The 16,722-nt window shown below is 28.9% G+C and carries 15 protein-coding genes and 1 tRNA gene; 6 read left to right on the top strand and 10 right to left on the bottom strand.

All coding sequences use genetic code 11. From position 1 onward, the window contains the following. Positions 1-4: 4 nt before the first annotated feature. Together CRU95_RS06040 and CRU95_RS06035 are read left to right on the top strand one after the other, a co-directional pair. Positions 5-3,124 (top strand): efflux RND transporter permease subunit, encoded by a 3,120-nt coding sequence (locus CRU95_RS06040; protein WP_129100244.1) that lies wholly within the window; start codon positions 5-7, stop codon positions 3,122-3,124. Positions 3,125-3,192: 68 nt separating this feature from the next. Next, positions 3,193-3,519, top strand: a complete 327-nt coding sequence (locus CRU95_RS06035; RefSeq protein ID WP_129100243.1) for a hypothetical protein — start codon at positions 3,193-3,195, stop codon at positions 3,517-3,519. Between the two features lie 32 nt (positions 3,520-3,551). On the opposite strand, the gene CRU95_RS06030 is transcribed toward CRU95_RS06035, so the two are convergent. From CRU95_RS06030 to rlmB, 5 genes are read right to left on the bottom strand one after another with little or no spacing between them, the layout of a single operon-like run. Then, positions 3,552-4,907 (bottom strand): MATE family efflux transporter, encoded by a 1,356-nt coding sequence (locus tag CRU95_RS06030; RefSeq protein WP_129100242.1) that lies wholly within the window; start codon positions 4,905-4,907, stop codon positions 3,552-3,554. 23 nt (positions 4,908-4,930) lie between these two features. Next, positions 4,931-6,193 (bottom strand): homoserine dehydrogenase, encoded by a 1,263-nt coding sequence (locus tag CRU95_RS06025; protein ID WP_129100241.1) that lies wholly within the window; start codon positions 6,191-6,193, stop codon positions 4,931-4,933. Between the two features lie 8 nt (positions 6,194-6,201). Further along, complete coding sequence (locus CRU95_RS06020) at positions 6,202-7,410, bottom strand: LL-diaminopimelate aminotransferase (RefSeq protein ID WP_129100240.1); 1,209 nt, start codon at positions 7,408-7,410, stop codon at positions 6,202-6,204. Between the two features lie 2 nt (positions 7,411-7,412). Further along, positions 7,413-8,234, bottom strand: coding sequence for a hypothetical protein (locus CRU95_RS06015; RefSeq protein ID WP_129100239.1), 822 nt, complete (start codon positions 8,232-8,234; stop codon positions 7,413-7,415). A 17-nt stretch (positions 8,235-8,251) separates the two neighbouring features. Beyond that, positions 8,252-8,944 (bottom strand): 23S rRNA (guanosine(2251)-2'-O)-methyltransferase RlmB, encoded by a 693-nt coding sequence (gene rlmB, locus CRU95_RS06010; protein WP_129100238.1) that lies wholly within the window; start codon positions 8,942-8,944, stop codon positions 8,252-8,254. 117 nt (positions 8,945-9,061) lie between these two features. Here rlmB and CRU95_RS06005 point away from each other — a divergent pair, with 117 nt between their 5' ends. Next, positions 9,062-11,041, top strand: coding sequence for a methyl-accepting chemotaxis protein (locus tag CRU95_RS06005; RefSeq protein ID WP_129100237.1), 1,980 nt, complete (start codon positions 9,062-9,064; stop codon positions 11,039-11,041). A 2-nt stretch (positions 11,042-11,043) separates the two neighbouring features. Here the strand turns inward: CRU95_RS06005 and rsmI are convergent, their stop codons facing one another. The 4 genes from rsmI to CRU95_RS05985 form a co-directional block, all read right to left on the bottom strand. Next, positions 11,044-11,859 (bottom strand): 16S rRNA (cytidine(1402)-2'-O)-methyltransferase, encoded by an 816-nt coding sequence (gene rsmI, locus CRU95_RS06000; RefSeq protein WP_129100236.1) that lies wholly within the window; start codon positions 11,857-11,859, stop codon positions 11,044-11,046. A 16-nt stretch (positions 11,860-11,875) separates the two neighbouring features. Next, a complete protein-coding gene (gene rpmE, locus CRU95_RS05995; protein ID WP_129100235.1) occupies positions 11,876-12,076 on the bottom strand; it encodes a 50S ribosomal protein L31 in 201 nt (66 codons plus the stop codon). An 86-nt stretch (positions 12,077-12,162) separates the two neighbouring features. Then, entirely contained in the window at positions 12,163-13,041 is an 879-nt protein-coding gene (gene miaA, locus CRU95_RS05990) for a tRNA (adenosine(37)-N6)-dimethylallyltransferase MiaA (RefSeq protein WP_129100234.1), read from the bottom strand. 13 nt (positions 13,042-13,054) lie between these two features. Further along, positions 13,055-14,581 (bottom strand): carbon-nitrogen hydrolase family protein, encoded by a 1,527-nt coding sequence (locus CRU95_RS05985; RefSeq protein ID WP_129100233.1) that lies wholly within the window; start codon positions 14,579-14,581, stop codon positions 13,055-13,057. Positions 14,582-14,695: 114 nt separating this feature from the next. Between CRU95_RS05985 and mqnP the strand changes: the two genes are divergently transcribed. Both mqnP and CRU95_RS05975 read left to right on the top strand, forming a co-directional pair. Further along, entirely contained in the window at positions 14,696-15,556 is an 861-nt protein-coding gene (gene mqnP / locus CRU95_RS05980) for a menaquinone biosynthesis prenyltransferase MqnP (RefSeq protein WP_129100232.1), read from the top strand. 66 nt (positions 15,557-15,622) lie between these two features. Continuing rightward, a tRNA-Arg gene (locus tag CRU95_RS05975) sits at positions 15,623-15,699 on the top strand. Between the two features lie 18 nt (positions 15,700-15,717). Here the strand turns inward: CRU95_RS05975 and CRU95_RS16790 are convergent. Continuing rightward, entirely contained in the window at positions 15,718-15,849 is a 132-nt protein-coding gene (locus tag CRU95_RS16790) for a hypothetical protein (RefSeq protein WP_258238646.1), read from the bottom strand. 363 nt (positions 15,850-16,212) lie between these two features. Between CRU95_RS16790 and CRU95_RS05970 the strand changes: the two genes are divergently transcribed. Continuing rightward, the gene (locus CRU95_RS05970; RefSeq protein WP_129100231.1) at positions 16,213-16,584 is read left to right on the top strand and encodes a hypothetical protein; all 372 of its coding nucleotides are present in this window, start codon (positions 16,213-16,215) and stop codon (positions 16,582-16,584) included. Positions 16,585-16,722: the final 138 nt, after the last annotated feature.

Here is a 16,722-nt window from a genome sequence, read left to right as displayed (position 1 = left end):
AATAATGGTTGAATATATAATAAACAAAAGTGTACAAAATAAATTTTTAGTTCTTTTTTCTGTACTGATTTTAACAGTTGCTTCTATTTGGGCAGTAAAAAATAGTTCTTTAGATGCCTTACCTGACCTCTCACCTCCACAGGTAATTGTACAAGTAAAATGGGCAGGACAAAGTCCAAAGACTATAGAAGAGCAAGTCTCTTATCCTCTTATTTCAAATTTGATGAGTCTACCAAATATTGATACAGTAAGAGCTATGAGTTCATTTCAAAATGCTCTTATTTATATAATATTTAAAGATGGAACTGATATTTATGATTCTAGAAATAGAATATTAGAACAGTTGTCTCAACTTCAAGGTACTTTTCCTGATGGTGTTAATGTGGCAATTGGTCCTGATGCTACAGGTGTTGGTTGGGCTTATGAATATGCTTTAAAATCAAAAACCAAGTCATTGGATGAATTAAAAACATTGCAAGATTATTACTATAAGTATGCTCTTTTAGGAGTAGATGGAGTATCTGAAATAGCTTCAGTTGGTGGTTTTATTAAAAATTATGAAATAACACTAAATCAAGATAAATTAGTGCAATATAATTTAAGTATAAATGATGTAAAAAAAGCAATAACAGCAAATAATGATGAAAAAGGTGGTCGAATCATTTTAGAAAATGGTTATGAACACATGATTCAAGCAAGGGGTTATTTAAAAAGTGTAGTTGATATAGAAAATATTACAGTAAAAACTTTTGGCTCAACTCCTTTAAAAATAAAAGATATAGCAGATGTAAATATTACTTCATCAAATAGACGAGGAATGGCTGATTTAAATGGAGAAGGTGAAACTGTTGGTGGAATCGTAGTTGTAAGATTTGGAGAAAATCCATACAAGGTTATAAAAGCAGTAAAAGAGAAGTTAAAAACACTTCATGTGGATGATGTTGAAGTAGTTGAGACTTATGATAGAAGTTCATTAATAGATAAAGCTATAGATACATTAAAACACACCTTACTAGAAGAATCAATTATTGTCATAGTGGTTACTGCTTTATTTTTATTTCATTTTAGAAGCGCCTTGATTATAATCATAACATTGCCAATAACTGTGCTATTTACTTTTCTTTGTATGAAGTTTTTTTCAATGGGTTCAAATATTATGAGTCTAGGTGGAATAGCCATTGCAATTGGTGCGATGGTTGATGCAACTATTGTGATGGTAGAAAATGCCCATAAATATCTACAAGGCAAAGAAAACATAAGTAATGAAGAGCGAATAAAAATCATAATAAAATCAGCAAAACAAGTAGGGCGACCAATCTTTTTTGCCTTGCTTTTAGTTGTTGTTTCATTTTTACCAATCTTTGCTTTAACAGGACAAGAGGGAAGATTATTCTCTCCTTTAGCTTTTACTAAATCCTTTGCAATGATTTCAGGTGCCGTTTTATCTATTACACTGGTACCCATTCTTATGATATTTTTCATTCGTGGAAAAATCATGGATGAAAAGAGAAATTACTTAAATAAGTTTTTTATAGCTCTATATTCTCCCTTGTTAAAACTTTCACTTAGATTTAGATATGTGGTAGTTGCCTTATTTATAGGAACTTTGATTTTGGCATACCCCGTTTATAAAAAACAAAATTGGGAATTTATGCCAATGATGAATGAACAAACTTTTATGTACATGCCTGTAACTCCTTATGGTATTGGTATTGATTTAGCAAAAGAGCTTACACAAAAGACAGACAAGATTTTAAAATCATTTCCAGAAGTACAAACAGTATTTGGAAAAGCTGGGCGAGCAGATAGTGCGACAGACCCAGCACCCTTAGCCATGATAGAAACAATAGTACAATTTAAACCCCAAGACCAATGGCGAGAGGGAATGACTTATAAAAAGTTAATGCAAGAAATGGATGATAAATTAAGAGTTACAGGATTAGTTAATTCATGGACATATCCAATTAGAGGAAGAATTGATATGCTTTTAACAGGGATTAGAACTCCTTTAGGAATAAAATTATATGGAAATGATCATCAAAAGTTAGAATCTGTAGCTTTAAAAATAGAGCAAAAGCTTAAAAAATTTGATAAAACACTATCTGTATCATCTGATAAAATAAATTCAGGATACTATTTAAATATAGATTTAGATGAAGAGATGTTATCTCGATATGGAATTACAAAAAATGATATTTTATCAACTGTATCTTTAGGTGTTGCAGGAGCTAAAATATCTACATATCTTGATGCCTTAGAGAGATATCCTATTAGTTTGAGATATGAAACAACACAAAGAGAAGACATCACTTCCTTGAAAAGTCTTCAAGTGAAGACAAAATTAGGTTTCCAACCCCTAAGAATGTTTGCAGAACTTAAATATGAAGAGGGACCATCTGTAATAAAGTCTGAAAAGGGATTAAATGTAAACTTTATATATATAACTCCTAAAAATGATGTATCAGTTAAAGAGTATAAAGATAAAGCTCAAGCATTACTAAAAGAGATAAAACTACCAACTGGTTTTTATTATGAGTGGGCAGGACAAAGTGAGTATTTGGAATCAGCAATGAAAAAGTTAAGTTATATTATACCTTTGACTTTTGTGATTATATTTATACTTATCTTTTTTGCACTAAGAAATATCACATATACAGTGATAATCTTTTTTACACTTCCTTTTGCTTTAACTGGTGGGATATTTTATTTGGATTATTTAGATTTTAATATCTCTATTGCTGTAATTGTTGGATTTTTGGCCTTGCTTGGTGTAGCTGCAGAGACTTCAATTGTGATGCTTGTATATTTACATGAAGCAATGCTTGAGTTAAAAGATAAGTGCATTTCTTTAGATGATGATAAACATATTTTTCATGCTATTTATAAGGGAGCTGTTTTAAGGCTTCGTCCAAAGCTTATGACCTTATTTGCTATTTTAGGAGGCTTGGTTCCTATTATGTACATTGATGGAGTAGGAAGTGAAGTTATGCAAAGAATTGCAGCACCTATGATAGGAGGAATGATAAGTTCAGCCTTTCTTACACTTATCATTATTCCATCTGTATTTTTTATATTAGCATTAAAAAAAAGAGATAAAATATTAGAACAAGAGTTGTCACATTAAAATAGATAACTCTACACATAAATTACACAAAGATTTTATAAAATAAAAAAACAATAAAGGATTTAAGAATGAAAAATATTATTATGTTAGTAGCTGGACTACTATTTACAGCTGGTGTATCTTTTGCAGATGGTAAAACTGGTTCTTGTGGGGCGGGTAAATGTGGAGACTCTAACAAAACTATGATGAAAAAAGGCATGAGCTCAGAAGAGATGAAAAAAGTTGGTTCTTGTGGAACTGGTAAATGTGGTGATTCTAAAAAACAGATGATGAAAAAAGATCATATGAATAATGATATGATGAAGAAATCTGGAAATAAAGCTACAGGTTCTTGTGGAGCAGGTAAATGTGGTGGTGAAGATATGAAAGGTATGAAGAAAAAAGAGATGAAATAATAAAATCTATTTTTTTTAAAGAGTGTAGTCTTCTACACTCTTATATTACATAATACTCTTAACTTATACATAGTATAAAAATAAGCAAATATAGCTGCACTATAAATCATAAGTAACATACCCACAAACAAATAAATATAATCAAGTTTAAAATAGCTTACAATGATATATGAAACTATTGCTTTAGCTATAAGTTGTCTATATATTCCTATATAAAATATCATCTTAGGTTGTTTTATAGCTTGAAGAGTTGATACACAAATAAATAAAATAATATAAGCATAAAATATCCATACTTCAACAAGTAAGTAATTAAAGCCATATTCGATAACTGTTATATCATCATCAAATTGAGCAACTATAATTTTCCCAAAAACATATAAAAATATAATTCCAAATGTTGATATCATAAAGCCATATTTTAATGACAACATAACAATCTCTTTTACTCTATTAAATTGTTTTGCTCCATAATTATTTGATACAAGTGAAAGAACAGCAGTACTAAGTCCAAGTGCTGGTAGTAACATAAGTTGTTCAACTCTAAATCCAATTCCATATCCTGCAACTGCTTTATACCCATATTGTGTTACATAGTAAGTTAGAATAATAGAACCAAAAGCCATAGTTAGCATATTTAAACTAGAAGGTATTCCTTGCTTAAAGAAAGCCTTATAAACTCTTAAATTAGGTAAATAGTACTCTAACCTATCAAAGTGGATTATCTTTGTTTGTAGCACTTTATAAAGCATATAAAACATGTTTATAAATTGAACTAAAACAGTTGCGAAGGCAATACCTGCTATTCCCATTTCTGGAATAATCCAAAAACCATACATAAACAAAGGATTTAATATTAAGTTTGCAAAAAAACCAAAAATCAAAGAGTTTCTATATGTTTTTGTATCTCCTTTTGATACAAGTATTGCATTAAGTGCAAAATTGGCCATAAAAAAAATAGTACCAAAAAGTATTACATTGATATATTGTAAACAAATATCAAGATAAGCATCTGTTGCTCCAAGTAGTTTAAATAACATAGGAGAAGCAAAATATCCAAGTATAGAGAATATAACTCCTAGAATAACTAAGAAACCAATTCCTTTATGGGCATAGATTGATGCAAGGTGATTTTTCTTTTTTCCAAAAGAGTTACCAATTAGTGCGCTAATTGCCGATGAAAAACCATATCCAAAACCTGTAATTAAAAAATATATCATAAATGATAGGGATAATGCAGCAATTGCTTCTGTGGAAATTAAGCCTGCGTAAAATGTATCTACAACATTGTACATTGTATTAAAAAACATACCAGTACTTGCAGGTATTGCTAATTCTTTTATAAGTTTTGGAATAGGTTCTTCAATTAAATATTGAGTCTTATTCAATTGAAGCCTTTATTTAAATTTTATTAATCTTCTATTCTGATCATAACTGGTTTAGTAGTTGCAACACCAGAATTTTCTATTTCTTTTAGTGCTTTATTTATATTTTTCTCTATACAAACATGAGTAGAAAGTAAAAGATGGGCACAAGTTGTATTGTATGGTTTTTGAATCATTTTTTCAATAGAAATCTCATGTTCACCTAATATTTTAGTAACTTTTGCTAAAACACCTACTTTATCTTCAATTCTAAGTCTTAAATAGTATTTTGTCTCAATTTCATCTTTTGGCATGATTGTTAGGTTTGCTTTATAATCAAACTCAAATCCTAACATTGGTGCACCTTTACCTCTTCTTGCAATATCTACAATATTTGCAATAACGGCGCTTGCAGTTGCATTTCCACCAGCTCCTGGTCCATAATACATAGTTTCACCAACTTTATCACCAATTACAGATATACCATTCATTACTCCATCAACTTTTGCAATCATTTCACTTTTTGGAATAAATGCAGGATGAACTCTTAATTCTATTTGTTTACCAACTCTTTTTGCAATAGCTAATAGTTTGATAGAATAGTTAAACTCATTGGCAAAATCAATATCTGGAGTATCAATATCTTGAATTCCTTCTATTAATATATCTTCAGGTTTAGCATCAACATCATAAGCAATTGAAGCTAAGATTAGAAGTTTATGGGCTGCATCAAATCCACCAACATCAAAAGTTGGATCAGCTTCTGCATAACCTAACTCTTGAGATTCTCTTAATATAGAATCATAATCAACACCATTATTTATCATTCTAGTTAGCATATAATTACAAGTACCATTTAAAATACCTCTAATTGATTCTATATTATTTGCAGATAATCCATCCCTTAAAGCATTGATAATAGGAATCCCACCAGCAACTGCTGCTTCATATTCAAATGGAATATCACCAGCTAGTTTTTCTAAATCATATCTATGATATGCAAGAAGAGCTTTATTAGCTGTAACTACTGGTTTACCTTTTAATAGCGCTCTTTTAATGATTTCGTATGGTCTTTCAACACCACCCATAAGTTCAACAATGATATCAATAGAATCATCATTTAAAGCTTTATCTAAATCATCTGTTAATTCAATAGTTACATCTCTTTTTTTGTTTAAATCATTTACAACACCAATAGTAGGAACAATTTCAATTCCAGCACGCGAAGTAATAATATCTTTATTATCTTTTAATATATTTGCAACACTTGCTCCAACAGTTCCTACACCAATAATTGCGATTTTTAACATTTCTTTTCCTATAAACTATTTAAATATTTCTTTATATTTTTTGCTGCTTGTCTAATTCTTTTTTCATTTTCAATTAAAGCAATTCTTACATATTGGTCTCCATATTGACCAAATCCAATACCAGGACTTACTGCCACTTTGGCTTCTGTAAGAAGTTGTTTAGAGAACTCCATACTTCCTAAGTGTGCAGCTTTTTCAGGGATTTTTGCCCAAATAAACATAGATGCATTTGGTATATCCATATTCCATCCAGCATCTTTAAAAGCTTCAATCATAACATTTCTTCTATAATGGTACTTTTCTGTATGTTGTTTAACACACTCTTGTGGTCCATCAAGTGCAATAGTTGCAGCTACTTGAATAGGTGTAAACATACCATAATCAAGCCATGATTTGATTCTTTTTAAAGCCCCTACTAGTTTTTCATTTCCAACAATAAACCCAACTCTCCATCCTGCCATGTTATAAGATTTACTTAAAGTAAATGATTCAACAGCAACATCTAAAGCACCCTCAGCTTGGAAAATAGATGGAGTAACATATCCATCAAAAGTAATATCAGCGTATGCAATATCAGAGATAATATAAAATCTCTCTTTTTTTGCAAGATCAACTAATCTTTGATAAAACTCAGGTCTAACTGTTGCACAAGTTGGATTGTGTGGAAAATTTACTACTACATATTTAACTTTTGGTATTGACTCTCTTAATGTTTTATTTAATCTTACAAAGAATTCATCTTCATCAACTTTAAAGTCTCTACCAAATGGTAATTCAAAATTATGAATACATCCACCAGCTAGCATAAAAGCATATGAGTGAATAGGATATGTAGGATCTGGAACTACTGCGACATCACCAACATTTACAATAGCTTGTACTAAGTGAACATATCCCTCTTTACTTCCCATTGTAGCAACTGCATGTTTATTTGGGTCTAAATAATCAACACCATATTTTCTTTTATACCAATTACAAATAGCAAGTCTTAGTTTATAAATACCTGCACTTGCACTATAACCATGATTTTTTGGTTTATCAGCTGTTTCTTTTAACTTGTCAGTTATATGTTGAGGTGCTGGACCATCTGGATTTCCCATTGAGAAATCTATGATATCTTCACCTTTTCTTCTAGCTTCCATTTTTATATTATTTACTTCTGCAAACACATAGTTTGGAAGTCTTTTCATTCTTTCAAATTCAATTTCTGGGAACACGACTACTCCTTGATTAGTACTGTTAATCCACGCTTTATATTAAATAGCGTGTACAAATCTGTTATTTTAATATATCTTGTATTTTCTGGTATAGAAAGTGTTATATTTCTATATACTTTTTCTTCTTTGGATACCTTTAGTATATTCAAATGATCATCATAAAATACTACATAAGGAAGCCAACTATTAAGTGTTTTACTTGCTATGAATATATTACTTGCTTTATCAATTTTTATAAAATATGGAGATAAAGGTTTAGAAAAAGATACTTTTTCATTTGTTGATACATATGTCGCATCATATAAAGATGCATTTGTTGTATCTAATTCATATACCCATTTATCATTTTCTTCTTTAGTTATATTTAATACTTTACAATCATGTTGAAATAGCTCATTTGATAAGACTAAAGGATCAATGGCGGCTTCTGTTTTTAACTTTATTGTCCAAGTTAAAGTTTCAGTTCCATCATAAACCGTATGCTTTGTAAAATAGTAGTAGTATCCAAGTGACTTTAATGTATCTTTTAAAATTTTTAAAGATTTAGTTGGGCTACTATTTATTTTAAAAGTAACTTCTATATCTTTAGGTGCATTAAATGCAAGAGTTAATAAACCATTCTCTTTTAAAGTTTTTAAAATAGTTTGATAGTTAAGTCCATCAACTGTAGTAAACAAGTACTCTTTTTTAAAAATAAAATTTACTAAATTTTTATGTGTAAGATAGCTATGAGTACCAATGAAGTTTTCAATTTTTTGATTTAACAATTCATTTGCATTAAGACTTATCACTAAAAAAACAGAAATTAAAATTTTTTTTATCATCAGTTTACTCTTTTACTTTATTTCATTAAATTATATATTAAAATACCAGCTGCAACAGATACATTTAAAGAATCAAAATTATTTTCCATACCAATTGATACTTTTAAATCCAATTTACTAATAATTTTATTAGATAAACCTTCCCCTTCACTTCCTAAGAAAAGAGCAACTTTATCTTCTTTTGTTATCGTTCCATATTTTTTTAAATCTGTCCCATTCATAGTTGCACCAATAAGTGCATAACCACACTGCTTTAGCTCATTTGCAAGATCCAAAGAGTTGGGATACAAAGAAAAGGGCATGTCAAGCATAGCACCAGAACTAGTTCGTATAACCCCTGATTCATTAAGAGATTTTACTCCAGCTGCAACTATTCCATCTACTCCAAGTGCATAAGCAGTTCTTGTAATTGCTCCTATGTTACCTACATCTGTAAGACCATCAAGTACTACTATAAAATTGTTTTGTTTCATTTCGTTTATTGGAGTGTAATCGAACTCTTCTTTAAGTTTTAGAAAAAATCCTTGATGATTCCCACCTTTTGCCAAAGATTGGGCTTTTTTGTTATCAAGTCTGATTATTTTTTTACCAAGTTTTAAAAACTTTGAAAAAATCTTTTTATCTAATTCTTTAGAAAACATAACCTCTTCAATGATTGAAGGGTGATTGTCTAAAACGTATAAAACTATTTGTTTGCCATATATTATCATAGGGGGATTTTATCTAAAATATGTTGATAAATATCTTTTGTAAAATTATTTTAACATTTTGCTTTAATCAGGCTATATAATTAGAGTAGACTTACAAATAAAAAAGGGATACAAGTAATGGAAAAGTTAAACACAAATTTTATAAAAATTCTAACTACTGATAATACTAATTTAAGTGATTTACTTATAAGTGAGTTATTTTTTGAAGAAAATGCTCCGAAATTAGTATTAGGATTTATCTCTCCAAATATAGACTTTCAAGAGATTTCTTCAAAAATAAGAAACTTTTTTCCTAATTCTACAAAAGTAGTCTTATCAACAACAGCGGGGGAACTTTGTACATTTAATCTAAATGAAAAAAGAGACTCTTTGTATCATGAGACAAATGAGGGTTGGAATAATATTGTTTTACAAAGTTTTAGTGATGAAATTATTGATAAAGTTGAAGTATTTACCGTACCATTATATAGTGAAAGTATTGCTTCTCAAACAATATCTCATAAAGAGCGAATTGAAAAAATCAAAAATGAAATAGATAGATTCAATATTTCTTTTAAAATAAACCATACTGATAGTTTGGCATTTACTTTAGTAGATGGTTTATCAAATAGTGAAAGTTTTTTTACTGAAGCTGTTTACGCAAGTGGGAAACTACCTTGTTTATTAATAGGTGGATCAGCTGGAGGTAAATTAGATTTTAAAGAAACATATATTTATAATAATGCACAGCCAGTAAGACATAGCGCTGTTGTTACCTTGATAAAATTAAAACCAAACATTAAGTATGGTGTATTTAAATCACAAAGTGGTGATTTAACAGATATGGCATTTTTGATAGCCCAATCAAATGTATTAAATAGAAGTGTACAAAGTGTTTTAAAAACAAGTGATAATAAAATTATAAATTTTGTTGATGCTCTATGTTCAAGATTAAATTGTACATTAGAAGATTTACCAAACTTACTTAGTCAATATACTTTTGCTATTAAAGTTGAAGATGAAATATATATTAGATCAGTATCTAATGTAGATATAGAAAATAAAAACATCTCTTTTTTCTGTGATATAGCATTTGGAGATATTTTATACCTTGTAAAAAATAAAGAGTTTACTTCTCAAACAGAAAGTGACTATCGAAAGTTTTCTTCGAAGAAAAAAGAAAAACCAATAGGTGCTATATTTAATGATTGTATTTTAAGAAGATTATTAAATGCAGATAATTTAAATGGTATAAAAACATTCAATGATATTCCATTAGCAGGAAGTTCCACTTTTGGAGAATTATTAGGATTAAATATAAATCAAACTTTGACAGCACTTTTCTTTTATAATGTAGAAGATGATAATAATTTCAGTGATGAGTATGCTGATAATTTTGTTGATAAATATGCTTCATATTGTTGTTATTTTAAACAAAGGGAGATAAACCAATATCAACTTTTTTCAAGAGTAAGAACTACTGTTGTAGATAATCTTAAAAATACATTTCCATTAATTCAAGATATGGTAAATATATTAAACTTTATTTATGATAATACAAAAGAAGAAGCGATAGTAATAGATGATGTTACAAAAAGATTTGAAGCTTTTACAAAAGAAATATTAAATAATGTTGATTCAAATATTAAATTAGTTGCAGATATGGAAGTGTTGACAAAAAATGCTGCAGATATCAAAAATGTTTTATATGCAATCTCTGAAGTTGCGATTCAAACAAATCTTTTAGCATTAAACGCAGCAATAGAGGCTTCTCGTGCAGGAGAGTTTGGAAGAGGTTTTAAAGTTGTTGCTGATGAGGTAAAAAAACTTGCCCAAAGAAGTCAATTAAGTCTTACTGATAGTAATAAATCAGTTGATGTAGCAATAAAAGGTATCGATACCATATCTAATTCAATAACAACCACAAGTGAAAAATTACGAGACATATCTTCAAATATGGAAAAAATAAATATTTCAATTGATAAAATTAATGATAGCTCTACTCATAGTAATAATTTTATTGAAGAGAAAAAAGGTAGTTTCGATAAATTAATTCAAAGTATAAAAGCAATTGAAGATATACAACATGAATTGGAGATATTAGAAAAAGGTTTTTAAAATTAGTTTTCGTCTAAAAGTTTTTGATAGATATCTTTGATTTTTTCACCAGTTAATTTAGATAAAAGTTTTGCTTTTACTTTTGGTGCTAAATCAAGCTCTTTTATATCTTCTAAACTTAGATTTTTCCCAGTAGTTGAAATGGGTTCAATGATTACTACCCATTCACCTTTTATAGTTGTTTCTTTAATTTTAGTATAAAGATTTATTGCACTATCTTTAAAAGTTGTTTGGTATTGTTTTGTTAACTCTTTTGCTAAAAAAATAGTTCTATTTTCATCAATATCTTTTAACTCTTCTAAAAGTTTCAAAAGTCTATGTGGTGATTCATATAAAATTGGTAGGATTTCACTATTCATTACTTTTTGTAGTTTCTCTTTTCTCTCAACACCTTTATGGGCTAAGAAACCAAAAAAAGTAAATTCTGTATGTTCAAATCCACTCATGGCAAAGGCTGTTAAAACTGCATTGGCTCCTGGGATAACATCATATTTTATATCATTTTGTATGGCATATTCTACCAAAGTTGCTCCTGGGTCTGAAACACAAGGCATACCAGCATCACTTACATATACAATATTTTTATCAAACATATCTTTTGATAATGTTTTTAAAACTTGTTGTTCATTATGTGAATGAAATGATTTAAAATCTGTACAAGGAAAAATTAGATTGTATTTTGAAGCAAAAAGTGTTAGAAGTTTTTTTGTTACTCTTGTATCTTCACAAAAAATAAGTTCCGCTTCCAATAGGGCATCAAGTGCACGCTTAGAAATATCTTCTAAGTTTCCTATTGGAGTTGGAACTAAAGTTAGCATTATAAGACTTGTTGTCTTATTTTTGTGCGTATTTAGCTTTGAATTTCTCTACTCTACCAGCAGCATCAACGATTTTTTGCTCACCTGTAAAGAATGGGTGACAAGCTGAACAAATATCGATTCTCATTGTTTCAACATTTGATTTTGTTTCGAAAGTATTTCCACAAGAACAAGTTACAACACAAGCTTTGTAGTCTGGGTGAATTTCTTTTCTCACTTTGTTTCCTTTTAATTATGTAATATTTAACAAAAGGTCGAGTCTCGTTTGTCGCCCTTTATTAGATATTTAAAATAAGATTGGGATTATACTGTAAAATACTTAAGAATATCTGAATTTAAGTTCTCTATAATATTTGTCTCTTGTAATTGATTAAATTGTGATTTGTTAAAAGTATTTTGTCTTTTTGCTAGTTTTGAAGTATTTAAGGATATCTTTTCTTCTAGTTGTTCTTTTGTAAGTTTACCATCAATGAATTCTAATGTCTCAAGAATACCAATAGAACTCATCGCATTTGGTTTTCTTGTATATTTTTTCTCTAAAAAAAGAACTTCATCTATTACTCCATCTTTTATCATCTGTTTTGTACGAAGAGCTATTCTTTTTTTTAACTCTTCTCTATCCCAATATATCTCAAAAAGTTTAAGCTCTGGGGAGAGTGGTTTTTTTGGATTTTCTATGAAATATTGGCTAGGAGTCAAGCCACTTTTTTTATAAATAGAATAAGCTTTTTGTATACGATATCTATCATTTGAAGCTATTTTTTCCATATATGTTTTATCTAAATCAAAAAGCATTTTATAAATATCTTCATGGGGCATATCAAGTTTTACATCTTCTCCTACACCTTCACTTATACCTTCAATTAATATTTTAAGGTAAAAGCCTGTCCCACCTACGATAATAAGATTTTTTTCATTTTGTTTTGCGAATTCTTTAGCTTTCTTATAACATTGCAAAAATTCAACCACATCAAAACTCTCATTTACAAAAACTTCATCGATACCAAAATGTATGATTCCATCACGCTCTTTAAGCGTAGGTTTAGCAGAGGCTATATCTATTTCTTTATAAACAGAAAGTGAATCTAAAGATAAGATTATAGAGTTAGTTTTATGGGCTAACTCTATTGATAAACCAGTTTTTCCTGAAGCTGTTGCGCCTATGATTGCTATTTCTTTCATAAACCTTGGTTTCCTATACTCTTATTACATCATAAATATCTGTTCTTCTATCTTTTAGGTTGTTTACACTACCTAAACTATGAAGTTCTGTTAAAAGCTCTAAATCAACATCAGCTATAAGTATCATCTCAGTATTTGGTGTTGATTCAGCTTTTATACCATTTGCTGGAAATGCAAAATCACAAGGGGTAAATACTGCTGATTGGGCGTATTGGATATCCATATTTTCAACTTTTGGCAAGTTCCCTACACAACCAGCGATTGCTACATAACACTCATTTTCTATAGCTCTTGCTTGGGCACAAATTTTTACTCTTGAGTAACCATTTTGAGTATCCGTTAAAAATGGTACAAATAGTATATCCATCCCTTCTTTTGCTAGAAGTCTACTTAACTCTGGGAACTCACTATCATAACAAATAAGTACTCCAATTTTCCCACAATCTGTATCAAAGGCTTTTATTTTATCTGAGCCTTTAAGTCCCCAAACTTTTTGTTCATCTGGTGTTACATGTATTTTGGCATATTTTTCTATTTCACCATCTCTTTTACACACAAAACCTACATTATTGAGTGTTCCATCAATAAGTTCTGGCATACTTCCTGTGATGATATTTATATTATATGCAATGGCAAGTCTTGAGAAGTCTTCTTTAAATCTCTCCGTATATTTTGCAAGTTCTCGTATGGCGTCTGCTTCACTTAGGTGATTAAATTCTGCCATTAATGGAGCATTGAAAAATTCTGGAAAAAGTGCAAAGTCACTTCTATATCCAGATACGGCATCTATAAAATATTCAGCTTGTTCGATTACTTCTTCGTAGTTTTTATAAAGTCTCATTTGCCATTGAATAAGTCCCAATCTTATGACTTTTTTCTGTGCCATTGGTTTTATCGTTGGTTTTGCATAATAGATGTTATTCCAAGCTAATAAACAAGCATACTCTTTACTATCAATATCACCTTCAAGATAATTTTTTATTACTCTTTTTACATAAAAGTCATTAGAAAGTTGAAAATTAAGTACTGGGTCATAAATCTCTCGCTCTTTTACTTTTTGTATATACTCTTTTGGTGTTATTTCATCTGCATATTTAGCATAATTTGGAATTCTTCCTCCAAAAATTATTCCTTTTAAGTTAAGCTCTTCACAAAGCTCCTTTCTAAAATCATATAATCTTCGACCAAGTCTTAAACCTCTATACTTTTTATTAATAAAAACATCTACTCCATAGAGCATATTTCCATTATCATTATGAGTGTCAAAGGTATAATTACCAGTAATTTCTTTATAACTATGTGTATCATCAAACTTTGTATAATCAACTATAATACTAAGGGCAAAACCTGCAAACTCCCCATCAATTTTTATTGCAACTTGTCCATTTGGAAATTTTTCTATTAAGGATTCAAACTCTTCTTTACTCCAAGATGATTCATCAAGATGACGATATTCATCTTCCATTAAAGAGCAAATAGAGTTGTGATCTTCTTTTTTTAAATAAACTAATTCAATTTTATCAATATGTTTTGGATCCATTATTATTTCCGTCCTTTTATTATGAAAAGATTATATTATAATATTTGATTGTTACTCATAAAACAATTAAATACAAAATATCTTTTAAATAATTTATTTGATAAAATACGCCACATGAATAATATATTGAAAAAACTTAATGATTTTAGTGAACTAGTTATGTTCAAACACTCGATTTTCTCACTACCTTTTATATTTATAGCGATGGTTGTAGCAGCAAATGGTTGGTTTGGATGGAGATTGTTTTTTTTAGGAATTTTAGCAGCAGTTACAGCTAGAAATTTTGCGATGGCATTTAACAGATACCTAGATAGAGATATTGATTCTTTAAATCCAAGAACAGAAAATAGACCAAATGTTGATGGAAGATTATCAGCTAAGTCAATTTTGACTTTTACTCTTCTAAATGCCCTTGGATTTATAATTGTTGCAGCTTTTGTAAATAAACTTGCTTTAATCTTAGCTGTTCCTATTTTACTAGTGATTGGTTCATACTCATATTTTAAAAGATTTTCTTATCTTGCGCACCTTATTTTAGGTGTTTCTTTAGGACTAGCTCCAATTGCTGGAGTTGTAGCCATTAGTGAAACTATTACTTTATGGTCTATTTGTTTAAGTATTGGGGTTATGTTTTGGGTTGCTGGGTTTGATTTACTTTACTCTCTACAAGATATAGATGTGGATAAAAAACTAGGACTTCATTCCGTACCAAGTGTTTTTGGGGCAAAAAATACTATGCTATTTTCAAAGATAGCACATAGTTTTACAGTTTTATTTTGGCTTTTATTTGTAATAAACTCTGGAAGTGGTGCTTTTGCATATTTAGCTGTAATAGTTAGTGCTGTAATGTTAAGTTATGAACACTACTTAGTAAATAAAGATTTTAGAAAAATAGATAAGGCATTTTTTACTGTAAATGGATATTTAGGTATAATTTTCTTTATATTAATACTAATCGATACTATCACAAAATAGGCATATAATTATTTTATAAAACAATTATAAGCTAAGCTGTGATACTATTCCAATCCATTTTTAAATGCGTCTGTGGCTCAACTGGATAGAGCTCCCGGTTTCGGCCCGGGTGGTTGTGGGTTCGAATCCTACCAGGCGTGCCATAAAGAAGCCCGATATAATTACTTATTTGAGTGATTATGTCGGGCTTTTTTTATTTCTTTAAAAATTAACTTCACACTTATTTCTTGATTTTGATATTTATCTTCATTAAATAATTGATATGTTTCTTGCAGTTTAAATTTTACTATCATTTTAACAACTCCTTAAGTTATCAAAAAAACTCAAAAAATTTTAGAATCTTAATCTAAATGAAAATTGAATTTCATTCTACTTGTAAAAGGAGACTACGCCCCTTGTTGAATCCTATAATTTTTTATATACTTTTTGTTATGATAATGTAATTAATATAATGGAGAAAAGTATTGCGAAAAGTAATCCCTTATTATCTTTTACTTACTTATTCCATAAGTGCATTTTTTATGTTTAGTAGTTGGAATTCTGAAATTATAGATTATTACTTATTTAGTTGTCTACAAATTCTTGTGTCAATTATATTTTTTGCTTTATTCATTTTTATAAAAGTAAATTTTTTTAAAAATAATCGGGTAATGTATTTGAAACGAAATCAGCCATTATATTCAGAAATAAATAGAGAAGACAATTTGTATATTATAAGTATAATTGTATTTACAATTATTGGATTTTCTTTGCCAAAATATTTAAATAAAAATTATGATAGTAATATAATAAGTAAACAAATATATAAAGTATCGTCAAAAGGTGTTCATAATTTTACATCAACTGCAAGAGGAGATTATCTTATTTTAGTTAATTTAAAAACTAAAAAAACTAAAAAAACTAAGAGATACTATACTGAAACATCAAAATTTAAAGTAAATGATGAACTAGAACTTATAAAGAAATCAGGTTTTTTGGGTTTTGATTATTTTGAAATGATTAAACTAGAAACTAACGATAATATATAATTATTCAATAAATACTTTTGAGATTCATTTTTTATTTTTCTTACATTTTGTAATATTTCCAAGAATCCATTTTTATTTTTGCTAATATTTCTCATCAAAAAATTTATTTGTAAAAAGGATATAAGATGATAAATATAT

It is taken from the genome of Arcobacter sp. F2176 (genome assembly GCF_004116465.1).
Classification (GTDB): Bacteria; Campylobacterota; Campylobacteria; order Campylobacterales; family Arcobacteraceae; genus Arcobacter; species Arcobacter siniprincipis.
The sequence above is the reverse complement of the archived record's forward strand: the minus strand, read 5'-3'. Positions and strand labels throughout refer to the sequence as shown.

Coding starts and splice junctions, on each gene's coding strand:
- CRU95_RS06040 (WP_129100244.1), top strand. CDS start 5: ATGGTTGAATATATAATAAACAAAAGTGTACAAAATAAATTTTTAGTT.
- CRU95_RS06035 (WP_129100243.1), top strand. CDS start 3,193: ATGAAAAATATTATTATGTTAGTAGCTGGACTACTATTTACAGCTGGT.
- CRU95_RS06025 (WP_129100241.1), bottom strand. CDS start 6,193: ATGTTAAAAATCGCAATTATTGGTGTAGGAACTGTTGGAGCAAGTGTT.
- CRU95_RS06015 (WP_129100239.1), bottom strand. CDS start 8,234: ATGATAAAAAAAATTTTAATTTCTGTTTTTTTAGTGATAAGTCTTAAT.
- rlmB (WP_129100238.1), bottom strand. CDS start 8,944: ATGATAATATATGGCAAACAAATAGTTTTATACGTTTTAGACAATCAC.
- CRU95_RS06005 (WP_129100237.1), top strand. CDS start 9,062: ATGGAAAAGTTAAACACAAATTTTATAAAAATTCTAACTACTGATAAT.
- rsmI (WP_129100236.1), bottom strand. CDS start 11,859: ATGCTAACTTTAGTTCCAACTCCAATAGGAAACTTAGAAGATATTTCT.
- miaA (WP_129100234.1), bottom strand. CDS start 13,041: ATGAAAGAAATAGCAATCATAGGCGCAACAGCTTCAGGAAAAACTGGT.
- CRU95_RS05985 (WP_129100233.1), bottom strand. CDS start 14,581: ATGGATCCAAAACATATTGATAAAATTGAATTAGTTTATTTAAAAAAA.
- mqnP (WP_129100232.1), top strand. CDS start 14,696: ATGAATAATATATTGAAAAAACTTAATGATTTTAGTGAACTAGTTATG.
- CRU95_RS16790 (WP_258238646.1), bottom strand. CDS start 15,849: ATGATAGTAAAATTTAAACTGCAAGAAACATATCAATTATTTAATGAA.